General features: G+C 37.7%; 16 protein-coding genes. 6 read left to right on the forward strand and 10 right to left on the reverse strand.

Features of this window, described 5'->3' with window-relative positions; all coding sequences use genetic code 11:
- Positions 1-2 precede the first annotated feature (2 nt).
- Positions 3-1,856 (forward strand): heavy metal translocating P-type ATPase, encoded by a 1,854-nt coding sequence (locus O0236_RS08530; RefSeq protein WP_268913630.1) that lies wholly within the window; start codon positions 3-5, stop codon positions 1,854-1,856.
- Between the two features lie 160 nt (positions 1,857-2,016).
- Positions 2,017-2,934 (forward strand): SDR family oxidoreductase, encoded by a 918-nt coding sequence (locus tag O0236_RS08535; protein WP_268913629.1) that lies wholly within the window; start codon positions 2,017-2,019, stop codon positions 2,932-2,934.
- 98 nt (positions 2,935-3,032) lie between these two features.
- On the opposite strand, the gene O0236_RS08540 is transcribed toward O0236_RS08535, so the two are convergent.
- The 3 genes from O0236_RS08540 to O0236_RS08550 are packed head-to-tail and all read right to left on the reverse strand — an operon-like array spanning position 3,033 to position 4,277.
- Positions 3,033-3,209, reverse strand: coding sequence for a hypothetical protein (locus O0236_RS08540; RefSeq protein WP_372791271.1), 177 nt, complete (start codon positions 3,207-3,209; stop codon positions 3,033-3,035).
- Positions 3,210-3,241: 32 nt separating this feature from the next.
- Positions 3,242-3,682, reverse strand: coding sequence for a nitroreductase family protein (locus O0236_RS08545; RefSeq protein WP_268913627.1), 441 nt, complete (start codon positions 3,680-3,682; stop codon positions 3,242-3,244).
- 16 nt (positions 3,683-3,698) lie between these two features.
- The gene (locus O0236_RS08550) at positions 3,699-4,277 is read right to left on the reverse strand and encodes a TetR/AcrR family transcriptional regulator (protein WP_268913626.1); all 579 of its coding nucleotides are present in this window, start codon (positions 4,275-4,277) and stop codon (positions 3,699-3,701) included.
- 145 nt (positions 4,278-4,422) lie between these two features.
- On the opposite strand from O0236_RS08550, the gene O0236_RS08555 reads away from it, so the two are divergent.
- The 3 genes from O0236_RS08555 (at position 4,423) to O0236_RS08565 (ending at position 6,847) form a co-directional block, all read left to right on the forward strand.
- Positions 4,423-4,698 (forward strand): hypothetical protein, encoded by a 276-nt coding sequence (locus O0236_RS08555; protein ID WP_268913624.1) that lies wholly within the window; start codon positions 4,423-4,425, stop codon positions 4,696-4,698.
- 208 nt (positions 4,699-4,906) lie between these two features.
- Positions 4,907-6,085: a multidrug effflux MFS transporter gene (locus O0236_RS08560; protein ID WP_268913623.1), complete on the forward strand. Its 1,179-nt coding sequence runs from the start codon at positions 4,907-4,909 to the stop codon at positions 6,083-6,085.
- 150 nt (positions 6,086-6,235) lie between these two features.
- On the forward strand, positions 6,236-6,847 hold the full coding sequence (locus tag O0236_RS08565; protein WP_268913728.1) for a TMEM175 family protein: 612 nt from the start codon (positions 6,236-6,238) through the stop codon (positions 6,845-6,847).
- 72 nt (positions 6,848-6,919) lie between these two features.
- On the opposite strand, the gene O0236_RS08570 is transcribed toward O0236_RS08565, so the two are convergent.
- From O0236_RS08570 to O0236_RS08595, 6 genes are all read right to left on the reverse strand, one after another.
- Entirely contained in the window at positions 6,920-7,408 is a 489-nt protein-coding gene (locus O0236_RS08570; protein WP_268913622.1) for a MarR family winged helix-turn-helix transcriptional regulator, read from the reverse strand.
- A 42-nt stretch (positions 7,409-7,450) separates the two neighbouring features.
- Positions 7,451-8,086, reverse strand: a complete 636-nt coding sequence (locus O0236_RS08575; protein ID WP_268913621.1) for an FMN-dependent NADH-azoreductase — start codon at positions 8,084-8,086, stop codon at positions 7,451-7,453.
- Positions 8,087-8,254: 168 nt separating this feature from the next.
- The gene (locus tag O0236_RS08580) at positions 8,255-8,689 is read right to left on the reverse strand and encodes a nuclear transport factor 2 family protein (RefSeq protein ID WP_268913620.1); all 435 of its coding nucleotides are present in this window, start codon (positions 8,687-8,689) and stop codon (positions 8,255-8,257) included.
- A 112-nt stretch (positions 8,690-8,801) separates the two neighbouring features.
- Positions 8,802-9,191 (reverse strand): tautomerase family protein, encoded by a 390-nt coding sequence (locus O0236_RS08585; RefSeq protein ID WP_268913619.1) that lies wholly within the window; start codon positions 9,189-9,191, stop codon positions 8,802-8,804.
- A 320-nt stretch (positions 9,192-9,511) separates the two neighbouring features.
- Positions 9,512-10,144 carry an NAD(P)H-binding protein gene (locus O0236_RS08590; protein ID WP_268913618.1) on the reverse strand — a complete coding sequence of 211 codons (633 nt, stop codon included), beginning with the start codon at positions 10,142-10,144 and terminating at the stop codon, positions 9,512-9,514.
- Positions 10,145-10,223: 79 nt separating this feature from the next.
- Positions 10,224-10,685, reverse strand: a complete 462-nt coding sequence (locus O0236_RS08595) for a MarR family winged helix-turn-helix transcriptional regulator (RefSeq protein WP_268913617.1) — start codon at positions 10,683-10,685, stop codon at positions 10,224-10,226.
- A gap of 183 nt (positions 10,686-10,868) precedes the next feature.
- Between O0236_RS08595 and O0236_RS08600 the strand changes: the two genes are divergently transcribed.
- The gene (locus O0236_RS08600; RefSeq protein WP_268913616.1) at positions 10,869-11,576 is read left to right on the forward strand and encodes an FAD-dependent oxidoreductase; all 708 of its coding nucleotides are present in this window, start codon (positions 10,869-10,871) and stop codon (positions 11,574-11,576) included.
- A 97-nt stretch (positions 11,577-11,673) separates the two neighbouring features.
- Here O0236_RS08600 and O0236_RS08605 read toward each other — a convergent pair whose 3' ends face one another.
- Positions 11,674-14,133 (reverse strand): phosphoketolase, encoded by a 2,460-nt coding sequence (locus O0236_RS08605; RefSeq protein WP_268913615.1) that lies wholly within the window; start codon positions 14,131-14,133, stop codon positions 11,674-11,676.
- Positions 14,134-14,408: the final 275 nt, after the last annotated feature.

Genomic DNA, 14,408 nt, shown 5'->3' on the forward strand with positions numbered 1-14,408 from the left:
GCATGGCTAAACTACTTAATCAATTTAATAAGTATTGGACGCAATTAACCTTATGGTCTGCAATACTGTTGCTCCTTGGATTTGGATTTCGGGTTGCGGGACTAACCTTGATTACGAATACTTTATTTGCCATCGTCACCATCATTGCTGGATTACCCACAATTCTCCGCGCCATCTCGGCCCTTAATGCTAGAGTAATCAGTATTGAGCTCTTGGTTTCAATTGCTGTAATTGGCGCAGTAATTATTCAAGAATTTGAAGAGTCTGCAGTTGTCACCTTCTTATTCATCTTGGGGAATTTCCTCGAACAACGAACTTTAAACCGGACTCACAAATCAATTAAGGAATTAACTGAAAGTGCTCCTAAAACCGCCCTATTGTTAAATGATAATACTGAACCTAAATCAATCGACGTTGACGAGATTGAAGTTGATGATAAGATCCTAGTGCGAGTTGGCGATCAAGTCCCTGTCGACGGTAATATTTTAACCGGGTCAACTTTATTGGATGAAGCCACCGTCACTGGTGAATCGATTAGTACGCAAAAACAGCCTGGCGATGCGGTCTACATGGGAACTACTAATCAGGAGGCCACAATTACCGTTAAGGCTACTAGAGTCGGCGAAGACACAACCTTCGGTAAAATCATTGAACTAGTGGAAGATGCTCAAGATAATCAAGCTCCCGCCGCTAAGTTCATTGATAAGTTTGCGAAATACTACACTCCTGCTGTTTTGATTATCGCTGCGATGATCTTTTTATTCTTTAAAGATTTTCGACTAGCCATTACGTTTTTAGTTCTCGGCTGTCCGGGAGCATTAGTAATTGGCGCGCCAGTCTCTAACGTTGCTGGGATTGGTCGTGGCGCCCAAAGTAAGATATTAGTTAAGGGTGGTAGCGTGATGGATGAGCTAAATAATATCGACACGCTGTTGTTTGACAAGACCGGTACGATTACGACTGGCCATCCCAGCGTTAGTCAACTTTATCAATATGATGATCATGAAAACTGGTTGCTAATTGCCAGCCAAATGGAACAAACTTCCACCCATCCATTAGGAACAGCAATTGTTAAATACGCCCAACAATCAACTGATAATATTAACCAATCGTTAGATACTAAAACCATCAATGGTGTTGGAATTACTGCTGAATATAATCAGCAAACCATCTGGTTAGGCAGTCCAACCGTCTTAGAAACTAGCCACGTGATCTTAACCGACGAGCAAACTAAACAACTAAGAGGTCTACAAGAATCTGGCAATTCAATTGTCCTAATGATGGCTGACCAAACATTAGTAATAATGTTTGGGATTATTGATCAGCTCCGCCCTGGAGTTAAGGATGTTTTAAATGCTTTACGCAGATACGGAATCAAAAAATTTGCAATGCTAACTGGTGATAACAAAAAAAACGCCAAGCAGATTGGTAAATTGATTCAGGTCGACGATGTTCGGGCAGAGCTAATGCCCACTGATAAAGTAGGCATACTAGAGTCAGAGCAAGCCAATGGCCGCGAGGTTCTGTTTATTGGTGATGGAATTAACGATGCCCCTGCCATTGCCAAAGCCAACGTCGGAATTGCTATGGGTAGTGGAACTGATACCGCAATTGAAACCTCTGATGTGGTATTAATCGATTCGGACTTTGATAACATTTTTAAAGCAAAAAAATTAGCTCGAATAACTATTAACAACATGCGACAAAATATCGTCATTGCAATCGCCACTGTGTTAGTCTTACTTGTCGGATTACTCACCAATTATGTTGATATGGCAACAGGTATGTTCGTCCATGAGGCTAGTATTTTAGTAGTTATCTTAAATGCAACGCGTATTTTAAAAATAAAATTATAGTTAAAGCCACTCATTAAACATTATAATGAATGGTTTTTGAATACACTTAAATTGAATGACATAAATCAGTTGACAAAAGATAGGGTTATCTTTTATAATTAATCCACATTAAAGATAACTCTATCTTTAAACTAAAAACAAATTAAAGAGGAATTTAAACATGAAAATTTTTGTTACCGGAGCAACCGGATTTATTGGCTCAGCTGTAGTTGATGAACTACTTCGTCGTAATCACACAGTTATCGGACTAGCTCGTTCTGATAAATCAGCTCAAAAATTAGCTGATAAGGACATTGAAATTGTTCGGGGAAGTCTAACAGATACTGACATCTTAACAGAAGGTGCTAAAAACAGTGATGGTGTTATTCATCTTGGTTTTAATAACAACTTTGATGACATGGCTGGAGCTGTTGAACAAGACGTTAATGCTGTTAACGCTCTTGGTAATGGACTTATTGGAACCAATAAACCGTTCGTTAATACTTCAGGTACTTTGATGGTGGCTTACCAAGGCCGTCCCGCAACTGAAGACGACGCCGGTAACGACAAAGAGCTAAGAAGCCGCTCAGAAAAGACCGCATTAGGATTTGCTACTAAAGGAGTGCGCGCAACAGCCGTTCGTTTAGCACCCACTGTTCACGATGCGACCCGGCAAGGATTAGCAACGGTCGCTTCTCAAATTGCTATAAAAAACGGTGCCGCGGCATACTTTAACGGCGGAACTAATGAATGGCCCGCAGTTCACAGATTGGACGCTGCAGTTCTTTTTGTCGACGCCCTCGAAAAAGGCCAGGCCGGTTCAGCTTACAATGCTGTTGCCGAAACAGGTATTCCATTCAAAGATATTGCAACTACGATAAGTACAACACTCGGATTGCCTTTAAAATCGTTAACCAGTGATGATGCCATTGAATACGCTGGACCATTTCTTAGCAATACATTGCAGAGCAATAACCCCACTAGCAGTGATAAAACGCAACGAGAACTTAACTGGCACCCAACTCAACCAGGATTGCTTGCGGATTTGCAGTCTTTCTTATCAGATTCGAAGAACGTTGAATATTTGAAAAATAACTAATTTATTTTGATCAGCCATAACTTCTTTTAGAAGCTATGGCTTTTTTGTACTCAAATAAAAAAAGCTCAATTCATAAATGAATTGAGCAGATAAAAATATTAATCGATGATTTTTAACATTTGATCAGTTGCTACCCGATCACTCCGATAGGCATTTAAATTCTTGTCACTTTTTTCATATCCTAAAGCCACGCCCATTGCAACCACCTTATTTGCAGGCATCCCCAACTCATCACGAATCACGTCCGGGTATTTAACTAATTCATAAGATGCCAATGATTGCACACCTCGACCAGTTGCGGCTAACATTAAGGTTTCCGAAAATGCTCCCAAGTCATAAATTGACCAATTATTAGGATCAGCATCCAATACCAAATAAGCAATTGCTGGTGCGCGTACAAAGTGCTCCTACTATCCCAATAAGTGTCAGGATCAGATTCAATCACAGGCCTAAAGGTCCCGACCCGATGACCCATATTCTGACTAGCAAAAGATGAAAAGTCACCCATGTGAACTTTAGATAAATCCGCATTTTCGGCAAGCCCATCTTCCGAACCAGTAGCAAAAAGGTCTTTGATGTTGGCTAAACTTTTACCCGTTGCAATGTACACATTCCAAGGCTGAGAGTTACCCCATGATGGTGTGTGTTGAGCATCAGCAACAATTTTAGTTAATGTATCTTTATCAACTGGACGATCTTCAAAAGCTCTCGTTGAGTGTCTAGTCTGAATTGCTTGTAAAACGTCCATTTTAAATTCCTCCGTGCTAATTAATCCGCATTGCATCCCAAATAAATTGATAAATGGTTTCAAATTTATATTCTGATTTAGAATATTTATTTTCAATGATGTTATTAGTATGTCGATGAATCGTTGAAAATACGATTCCCATATGAAAATTAATTGGTAACTTCTTGATTACTTGATTATCCATAGCTTCCTGTAATAACTCATGAACGATATCGTTCGGTGAATCACTAATGACTAATCCATCATCTTCACCCATCAAAAACTTTATTTGTTCAATCAAATTCATGCTGTCAGGATTGGTTAGTGAATAATCATAAACTTGTTCAATGTAATATCTAATTCTATTTTCAATATCGATATCGTGGTTTCTTAATTCAGCAATATCTGTAGTATTGATAATGCGATCCCTTTCTCTGTTATACACACTGTCCAATAATGCCTGCTTATCTTTAAAATATAAATAAACGTTGGATTGAGCAATGTGAGCCAACTTGGCTACTTTAGTCGTCGAAACGCTAACGGCTCCTTCAGTTAAAATGATTTTAGCAACTGCATCTTGAATAATAGTTTGCTTGTTCATATCTTTTTTCTTCATGCAGATATTATAAAAGATAACTCTATCTTTTACAAGTGGAAATTGATAGAAAACCAATCCTAAATAATTAATTAATACTCTTGCTTTTAATCAGAAAGCTAGTAGAATGCTTAATCAAATAAATAAATTATCGGAGGAATCCTAATTGACACTTAATCTTTTTAATCGTAACCCGTTAAGGCTTTTCTTTCCAACAATCTTGTTGTTAGTTGGTATTGCTTTAACTTGGCGATTACTTGTGTTCATTCCAGTAATCCTAGCTGTCATAGGATTATTCATATTTGCTAGACATCAATTTAAAAAATTTACTGCTAACCGTGTTAAAAATAATGCTAAAACTAAAACCGCAGACTTCGAGATCATAGATGATGACTCACCTCATCCAGAGCGAAAAATATTAACCGATGTTGAAGAATATTAAAAAACAGCCACATGAATAATGTGGCTGTTTTTTTGTGTTTAATCACGAATTATCAAGTATTGATATTTTAGAAAAAATCGTGTAACCTGAATGAATTATCTTCGAAAAGGAGCTGAATACAATGGCTGAATACGCAGTCTTTATTTCAATTGCCACTGTAAGTGGCTTAGGACGTTCTTCCGTATATTAAATATTAAGGAGAATTAACGTGAATAACGTCCGTAAACAAACGCCAGCGATTATGTTAATTATTGCATTAGTTGGCTTTCCACAAATCAGTGAATCCATATTCACTCCTGCATTACCTAATATTAGTAAGCTTATGCTGGTCAGTGCCAAAACCAGTCAATTAACGATGAGTAGCTATTTCATCGGATTTGCCTTTGGGGTTCTTTTTTGGGGCAGATTATCAGATTACCTTGGGCGCCGTCCTGCCATGATTCTAGGAATTGCTACGTATCTAATTGGCAATATCGGTCTATTAATGTCTGGTAATTTTAATTTATTTATGACATTCCGAATAGTTCAAGCTTTTGGAGCAGCATCAGGATCAGTCATTACTCAAACTATCATGCGCGAATCATTCAGCGGCATTGAAAGCGAAAAAATCTTTGCTAAAGTTAGTGCTGCCATGGCACTCTCGCCAGCACTAGGGCCTCTACTCGGCGGTGGTATACTAACATACTCTAAAAGTTATCACAGTATCTTCAATTTATTAATCGGTATGGCACTCATCCTGATCATCATGGTGTCTATAAAGCTACCAGAAACTCGGGTTATTAGAACTAATGTCAAAGTAGTTTCATGGCAATCTACTGCGTGGCAAATGGTAAAAAGCCCCAAAGTCTGGTTCTTTTGTCTGTTGATAAGTGGCATCAATGGGATTTTATTTAGCTATTATGCTGAAGTCCCATTTATTTTTGAAAAACACTTTGGATTAACCGCCTTTCAATATGGTTGGCTGGGATTAATAATCGGCGCCGCTAGTATTGTTGGCGCAATACTTACTAATCATTTTGCCAGCCATACATCACCAGAGAAAATTGTCGACCTGGGTTTAACTATTTCATTAGCTGGGACACTCATCATTTTTGTTACCACTAATAACCTAATCTTATTTTTAGTATCCGTATTTATAACTTTCATTGGTATTAACATTGTTCTGCCAATTGCATTAAGTCGCGCTTTAATCGGATTTGAAGATGTTATTGGTACTGCCAGTGGCTTACTGAGCTTCATCTATTATCTAGTCATTAGTGCCTTTACGTACTTAATGAGTTATATGCATGACGGAACTGCATTTTCACTCCCTAGATATTTATTGATAATAATTACGTTGATGATTTCTGGACGAATAATTGTCATTGTTATCAATCGCAGGAAGTAAAATCACAAATTGAGCTACTGACTATGCCAACGTTAGTGGCTCTCTTTTTGTTAACTATATTCCGATGCATGAGACTAACTACGTTATCCATCATCAACTTAGTTGTATAATACAGTTAAATCAACGTTTTCTGGGGGATTAATTTTGAGTATGGATCGTTTTCAGGCATTTAGTGATGGGATTTTTGCCATTCTGATCACTATTTTAGTATTGGAATTCAGTATTCCAGACTATCAGTCAGGTCATCTAGTTGAAGCACTGATCAATCAATGGCCACTTTTACTTTCATATAGTTTTTCTTACTTTTATGTCGGCACTTTGTGGTTATTTCACCACGACTACTTCGGCATGCTAGATCACATTGATCGAAATGTTAATCTATTGAATTTATTGATGCTTTTCAGCATTACACTATTGGACTACCCTATGTCCTTAGTTGCTCATACGTTAAGCACTAATAATCAACCTGATTTACAAACCGCACTGATTGTCTATGATATCGTTGCGTTGCTTATCTCGGCTACTTTTTGGATTATGTACGTGTATATTCACCATCATCAAGAACTTAAAAATCACCGTCTAAGCAACACATTTTATGAAAAAATAAAAGCCGACCCAATGCGTAGTATCATCATTTACTTTATCGCAATTGGTGCGACTTTCTTCTCTAGTCTTGCTGGTGCGATTTTACTAGGAACTGGAATCATTTTTCATTTCTTCGCCTACCTAAGAATGAGTAGTTTAATGAAAAACGAATTCTAAAAAACAGGTTTTCAGCTAATTTAGTTGAAAGCCTGTTTTTAAATAATTGATGTTTAACATTTTACGTTATTACTAATAAAATTCTCGTTCGAACTCAGCTAGATCACTGATCAGCTTAGTAGCATTTTTTAATTCACTGTCACTATATTTTGAAATGATCTTTTGCGTCATACGTTTGTTTAACGTTCGGTGCATCTCATCATGAACACTGGCAATTTTTGCTCCATCCTCGGTCAACGAATAATATATTTTTTTCTTGTCGTCTGGCTTCCTACTAATTTTAATTAGACCCGCTTCAGCTAATTTTTTTGCGGCTCTGGTTATCCCACCTCTTGTAACATTCAACTGCTCAGCTAGTTCAATTCCAGTTAACTCATGTTCCTGCAAACCTGATAGGATATGAAGTGAAACGATTGATAGTTGAGTCACTGCCGACCGCAACTTAGGTTTTTCCAAATGGCTCTGTAGCCACTTTTGCTCTTGAGCTCCTCGGCCATTAACGCTTTCCGAGCGAATTATACTAATTGCCTTTTGCAGTTCTGCAAGTGAATTCTCTTCCATTAAACATCACACTTCCCTATTCAAAATTAACTTAATTATACATTAAAATGTTTCGGCCATCACAACAGCTTGAGAGAGTGCAGCCTTTAAGATGTTTTGTCTTTGTTCTGGTTTGGCATCTGCGCCTTCAATAAATAATTTATCAACGCCATTAATACCATAGAATTTCATTGTCTGAGTTAAATAAACATCTCCCAAATCCATCAATGCCATTTGACTATTGACATCCATATTATGATAAAAATTACCGGCTGCTTGAATGTGAATCGCTTTTTTATCATTTAATAATCCTACTGGGCCCTTAGCTGTGTACATAAATGTCTTATGAGCTACAGCTGTGATATCCAAATATTGTTTCATTTCAGCTGGCAAGAAGTGATTGTACATCGGGTTAATGAATACGTACTTGTCTGCGCTGATGAACTCATCAAGCCAGTCTGCGTGTTGCTGCAATAAGGCGGTCTCTTCTTCGCTTAATGATTCACCAAACTTTTGTTTTCGCCAAGCTTCCATAGTTTGATCGTTCAATGGTGGAACAGGACCGTCAAATAAATCGCGAACAATTACTTCATCATGAGGATGACTTTCTCTGTACGATTCGACGAATTTGTCACCAACCGCAAGAGAAAGACTGTTGTCGATGTGTGGATGTGCTTGAATAACTAATAATTTTGTCATTTGTAAAACCTTCTTGAATTAAATTTCATTTTGTTGCTTGTCAACAAAGAGAACTATATTCTTTATATTGTTGCTTGTCAACAAAATTTGAAGGTTTAATTTCATTTTTTTTAAATAAAAAAAGCCCAATCCTCAGATAAACATAAGGACTGGACTAATCTTATTGTTTTAATTCAATGGGCGATTTTCAATGAAATCAGCATGAAGTTCTCGATTGGTAAACAACCAAGTACCATCGGCTTGCTTGCCAAACTTGTCATTGTAGCGCAAGTAAGCAACCATTAATGATTTGGTACCATCTTCATTTGCGGTTACATGATGGGCAATTGTGTAGACATAAGCTTCAGCGGTATCTCCGTCAACTGTAACAGAAGACTGACCGATCATATGAAATGTGTGCTCATATTGTTTTAATGCTTCAAAAGTTGCCATCAATTTTTCCGGCGTGTCAACTAAGTCCGGCTTGTCTGGATCATTCCATGGATAATAGACTGTCATCGAACCATCAGATGCGAATAATTCAAATTGTTTCTGTGTTTGTCTTGTGTCAGCGTAAGTAGCGTAGTCGTTAATAACTTGTTGAACTTTTTCTTTATCTGTCATGTTGTTATCGTTCCTCGATCAATTTAATTTTTTAATTCGAAGTGATTGTAACACCTATCGTCGGAGTCTCATAACAGAGAGTCTTTTCAAATTAATAATAACTATGGAATATTTACAATTTACCATTCAAAAACTGTGCTTCGCCATTACCAAAGCTCCAGTCGTCATCGTTATTAGGTACTAAACTAAATACAACATCTTCAGTTCGCAATCCCAGTTCTTTATGCAAACGATCAGTTAACTGTCGATAGAAAGCTTCTTTGGCCTTAGTAGCTCTTGGTCTGGTAACCAAGTTAAAAAATACTACATCCTTGGTTCGTTCAATTCCTAAACCAGTATCTAAAATCTGCATTTCAAATGGTTCATGCTGAGTCAAAATTTGGTACCTGTCACCTTCAGGCGTATTGAACGTTTCAAGTTGCACCTCATAAGCTATTTGTAGCAATTTCTTTAAATATTCTTCATCGTGACCTTTAATAACGTCGATTCTCATTAATGGCATAAATTTAAATTCCTTACATAAATATTTTGATAGCTATAACTTCTAATAATCCTGGCTCTACTTAATAAATTTCCTGTATAACTTCACACCAATATACACAACGAAACTTAAAATAAGTATAAGAACAGCAAAACTAAATATAACAAAGACAAAGTCTCCAAAGTAAAATTGAGTCAAAACATTGAGTAATTTCATTTAATTCTCCCCCTTAAACGACACACCAATGATTCTTCATCTAAATTATAGCCCTTTATTAACTAACAACAAAAAAAGTTTCTTTCTAATCACAACGACTAGAAAGAAACTTTATTTAATCAATACTATACTTCACTAATCGCAATGGAATCATTTTTGTATTGATCATCATTTAGAATCAATTTGCTAATAAAATCAGCGACAGTCATTCTAGAAATTGGCAATGCACTTGGACGAATTCGATCATTTCGACCATCCACTACAACATCCCCAACTCTTTGATCATTAGTCAAAGCATTAGGCCTGATAATAGTGGTCTCTATTTCAGGAGTTTCATCCAGAATATCTGCACCAACCCTTTCATCACCAAAGTATGAGCTAGGGTCTTTGTAGTCACCATAAACTTCAGTACCTCTCTTCAAACCTTCATCTGTGGATTCTTCACCATAGATTCCGGCAGTAGCGACCCAAATTAATCTTTTAACTCCAGAATTGATCATAGCTTGACGAACAACATTTGCCATCTCTGCCATTCTATTAGGTCCCAAGTTTGAGTAGACAATGTCTTGGCCCTTCATGGCATCAGTAAGTTGATCAACGTCCAAAGCATCTCCTTGAACGACTTTAGCTGGTTGTGTATCACCAACTAATTTCTTAGGATCACGAACAAACAAAGTTAAGTTAGCTTGTTCCTTAATGTTATCTGTAACCATCTGAGCAATGTTTCCACTTGCTCCCAATATCAATACATTTTTCATAATTGGCTCTCCTATTTATAAAATAATCATTTACCCAATTAAAACACAAATCATTCAAACCAATGCATTTGAAGACTGATTACATTTGTGATGAATGTTCATCAAGGTTCTTTAAGCTTCTCTCCAGCAAATTTGTAAATTGCCTAATTTCTTCCTCAGTCATTCCATTAACTAATCGACTATTCATATCAGTTAACTGATCAACAAAATAATCATTATGATTAACCATTAATCTTCTAAATTCTGGGTTAAACACAAGTTGATTAGACCTTTTATCATTAGCGATAGGGATAGCATCAATAAACTTATGCTTACGCAATCGCTGTACTATTCCGCTAACTGTTGACTTGCTAAGGTTAAACTCATCTTGTAATGTCCGTTGTGTAATAACTTCATCAATATGTCTATCCATGTATTGTAAAACCGACATTTGCGTACTAGTGACCTTAGGTAGCTCGTTACCGGAAAGAACTTGATTAGTAAATTGCTTGTCATACATTATGCTGATTGATTTGATCATCTCTGCGATTGTGGCAGCCATGTGAATCCTTCTTTCTAACATGAGCTAATTACTTACTTTATATATTACTTGTCATAAATCTCCCTGTCATTATGTTTGCCTCTTTTAAAACAAAGAACTATACTAACAAAGTAGTTCGCTAGCGAACATGTTTGGTAAATATACCATAATTTTCAAAAAGTAAAAAGTTAAGGAGGAATCATCATGATTCTCAACACAATTAAATCATTTTTCAGTCCTATCCCATTATCAGTAGAAGAAGTTCAGCATCCCGCAGCCGATTATTTCACTATTAAATTAACGTTCGCCTCAGACAAGCCTTTTGATTGGCATCCAGGAACAGCCGGAATGTTTACCTTGCCTCACCAGAAGCATAGCGGCAGTGGCTTTCGTTTCTTTTCTATAGCAGCTGCGCCAAGCGAACATTCAATTATCATTGGCACTAGGACTGGTAAAGAACCTAGTGCATACAAATCAGTTTTGATTAATCTCAAACCTGGTGATCAAGTTAATCTCCGTGGACCAATCGGATCATTTGGCATCAAAGATCCACATTCTCCCGCTGTGATGATTGCCAGCGGAGTTGGAATAACTCCGTTCAGATCAATGGCCCTGTCATTGCTGGATAAGCCAACCCAAACGAGCAAACTAATTCACTCATCCCATGGCTTTCACTTGTTTGCAGATGACTTTACGAACGTCGCCACACAGAATCATAATTTTGATTATTTACCCGTAGAATCTCGTAAAGAAGCTCAAGAAAAGATCTTAAGCAGCATTCATGAATTCGGTAATGAAGCTTATTATTATCTTTCAGGATCATCTAAAATCGTTAAGGCTAACCAGCAGTTTCTCAAACAAAATGGCATTTCTGTTAATAGAATTATCACGGATATTCAAATTGGTTACTAAAATGTTTTAGAACCACAAAAAAAGAGATGAAGATTATAAAATCTTCATCTCTTTTAAATTCATTAGTCCGATTTGAAAACAATCAAATCATCATAAATTATTTTTTAAGTGCAGTCCATTTCCAATCAGTGAACTCTTCGATATCATGACCTTCGTCACGAGTGATCTTAAAGTGCTTAGCTAAGATGTCATCCATCTTCTTTTCAAAGTCATTGCCGGCAGCATTGTCAACAACACCCTTGTCCATAAGAACTTGAACAGCGTCTTTAGCTTGGTTGAAACGGTCTAACTTAGAATATACACGCATGTCGTATGCAGTGGTGATATCACCATCTTCACGGTAACCATGAACATGTAGGCCTAAGTGTTGACGTTCGTAGAACATTGATTCGATCAAGTCTTCGTAACCATGGAAACCAAATACAACTGGTGTACCTGATTGGCCAAAGAACTTGATGAATTCGTCGTCAGTCAATGCACGTTCTGAGTTAAGAGGTCCATTCTTCTTTTGAAGACGGCCTAATTCAACAACGTTCACATAACGCATTTTAACTTCTGGGAAGGCAGCGTTGATCAAGTCAACAGCAGCCAAAGTTTCGATAGTTGGTTCTACACCAGCTGATGCAAAGACGATATCAGCATCTTCACCTTCAGCAACAGTAGAAGCCCAATCGATTGTCTTCAAACCAGTAGTTGCTAATTCTTCAGCTTCATCAACTGAGAACCATTGTTGACGTGGTTGTTTAGAAGCAACAATATGGTTAACCTTTTGACGGTCGTTGAAGGCACGGTTAAATACGGCTAACAATGAGTTACCATCAGCAGGTAGGTATTGGCGAATGAAGTCAGACTTCTTTTCAGCCAAGTGAGTAAGCATACCTGGATCTTGGTGAGTGTAACCATTGTGGTCTTGTTGGAATACAGTTGAAGTTGAGATCAAGTTCAATGATGGGTAATCATTACGCCATGGTTGATCTGCAGCTTGACGGATCCACTTGAAGTGTTGAGTAGTCATTGAGTCAACTACACGTAAGAATGATTCGTATGATGCGAATACACCAGTACGACCAGTCAATGTGTAACCTTCTAACCAACCTTCAGCTTGGTGTTCTGATAATTGAGCATCCAAGATACGGCCTTCTGGAGCTTCGTATTGGTCGTATGGTTCGTTAACTTTACTCATCCATTGACGGTTAGTAATGTTAAACATGTCCCATAGACGGTTTGACATAGTTTCGTCAGGTCCGAAGATACGGAATGAGTTAGGGTTCTTCTTAGCAACGCCAGCAAAGAAAGTAGAAAGAACGTTCATATCCATGTTACGGTTACCTTCAGGTAATTCAGTACCACGGTTACTATCGTTGATGTCGTTAGCTAATGATTTCCAGTCTGGTAGGTCAAGCATTTCTGCCTTAGCGCCTTTAGCACGACCACCATTAGCAACTGGGTTAGCTGCCATACGTTTGTCACCCTTAGGTGCAAAGTCAGCAACTTCGTCCTTCAATGATCCATCAGCATTGAATAATTCGGTTGGCTTGTATGAGTTCATCCAATCTTCGAATTCTTGCAATTGGCTTAAGTCGCCTTGCTTCAAGTCAAGAGGAACTTGGTGAGCACGGAATGAGCCTTCGATTGGTTCACCCTTTTGGTTATGGCTTGGACCACCCCAACCCTTAGGTAAACGAGCGATGATTACTGGCCATGCAGCAATTTCGCCATCTTCGTACTTGCCGTTTTCACGAGCATCTTTTTGAATTTGTTTGATATCTGCAATAGCTTGGTCAAAGACTTTAGCAGCCTTTTCGTGGTAAGCCATGTAGTCATGAATGTCATCGTTTTCGATGAAACGTGGTGACCAGCCAAGTCCTTCAAAGAACTTAGTCAATTGTTCGTCACTCATTCGTGAAGTAATAGTAGGGTTAGAAATCTTGAATCCGTTAACGTCAAGAATTGGCAATACAGCACCATCATTCTTAGGGTTCAAGAACTTGATTGAGTTCCATGCAGTCATTGCAGGACCAGTTTCGTTTTCACCATCACCAACAACAGTGAATGCAATTTCATCTGGGTTGTCTAATACAGCACCAGTAGCATGTGATAGTGAGTATCCAAGTTCTCCACCTTCGTGAAGTGAACCTGGAGTTTGAGCGGTCATATGTGATCCAATTCCACCAGGGAATGAGAAACGCTTGTAAAGACGTGACATACCTTCGATATCTTGAGTAATTTCAGGATAATCTTCAGTATAAGTACCGTCCAAGTATGAGTTAGTAACCATAACTTGGCCACCATGACCAGGACCACCAATGTAGAACATGTTTAAGTTGTACTTGTTGATCAAACGGTTAGCGTGGGCATACAAGAATGTTTGTCCTGAAATTGTACCCCAGTGACCAATTGGCTTAACTTTAACATCGTCAGCTTTAATTGGTGTATTTGTAACAGAGAATAGTGGGTTGCTCTTTAAAAAGATCATACCACCTGAAAGGTAAGTGGTTGCGCGCCACCATGCGTCTACTTTTTCCAAATATGCTTTGGAATCGTAATCTACTGTCATGTATTTAACACTCCTTCAATGAATTGATAACAAATTAATTATCTCGACTGCATTCGTAAATTAGATTTGATGGTAATGGTTATATCTATTTACAAACCATATCATACCTTATTTTTTAAAAAAGTCAACATCTTTGAAATTGATACGTCCCAATTTTTTAAATGAAATAATGAAACTATTTCAAGTGGCCGACAATTCAATAAAACTAGGTAAATAAGGCCCGTTTAAAATCAAATCTACATGCACTGCACATCATATATTATTTACCAAAATAA

Origin of the sequence: Lentilactobacillus sp. SPB1-3 (genome assembly GCF_026913205.2) — a bacterium.
GTDB lineage: Bacteria > Bacillota > Bacilli > Lactobacillales > Lactobacillaceae > Lentilactobacillus > Lentilactobacillus terminaliae.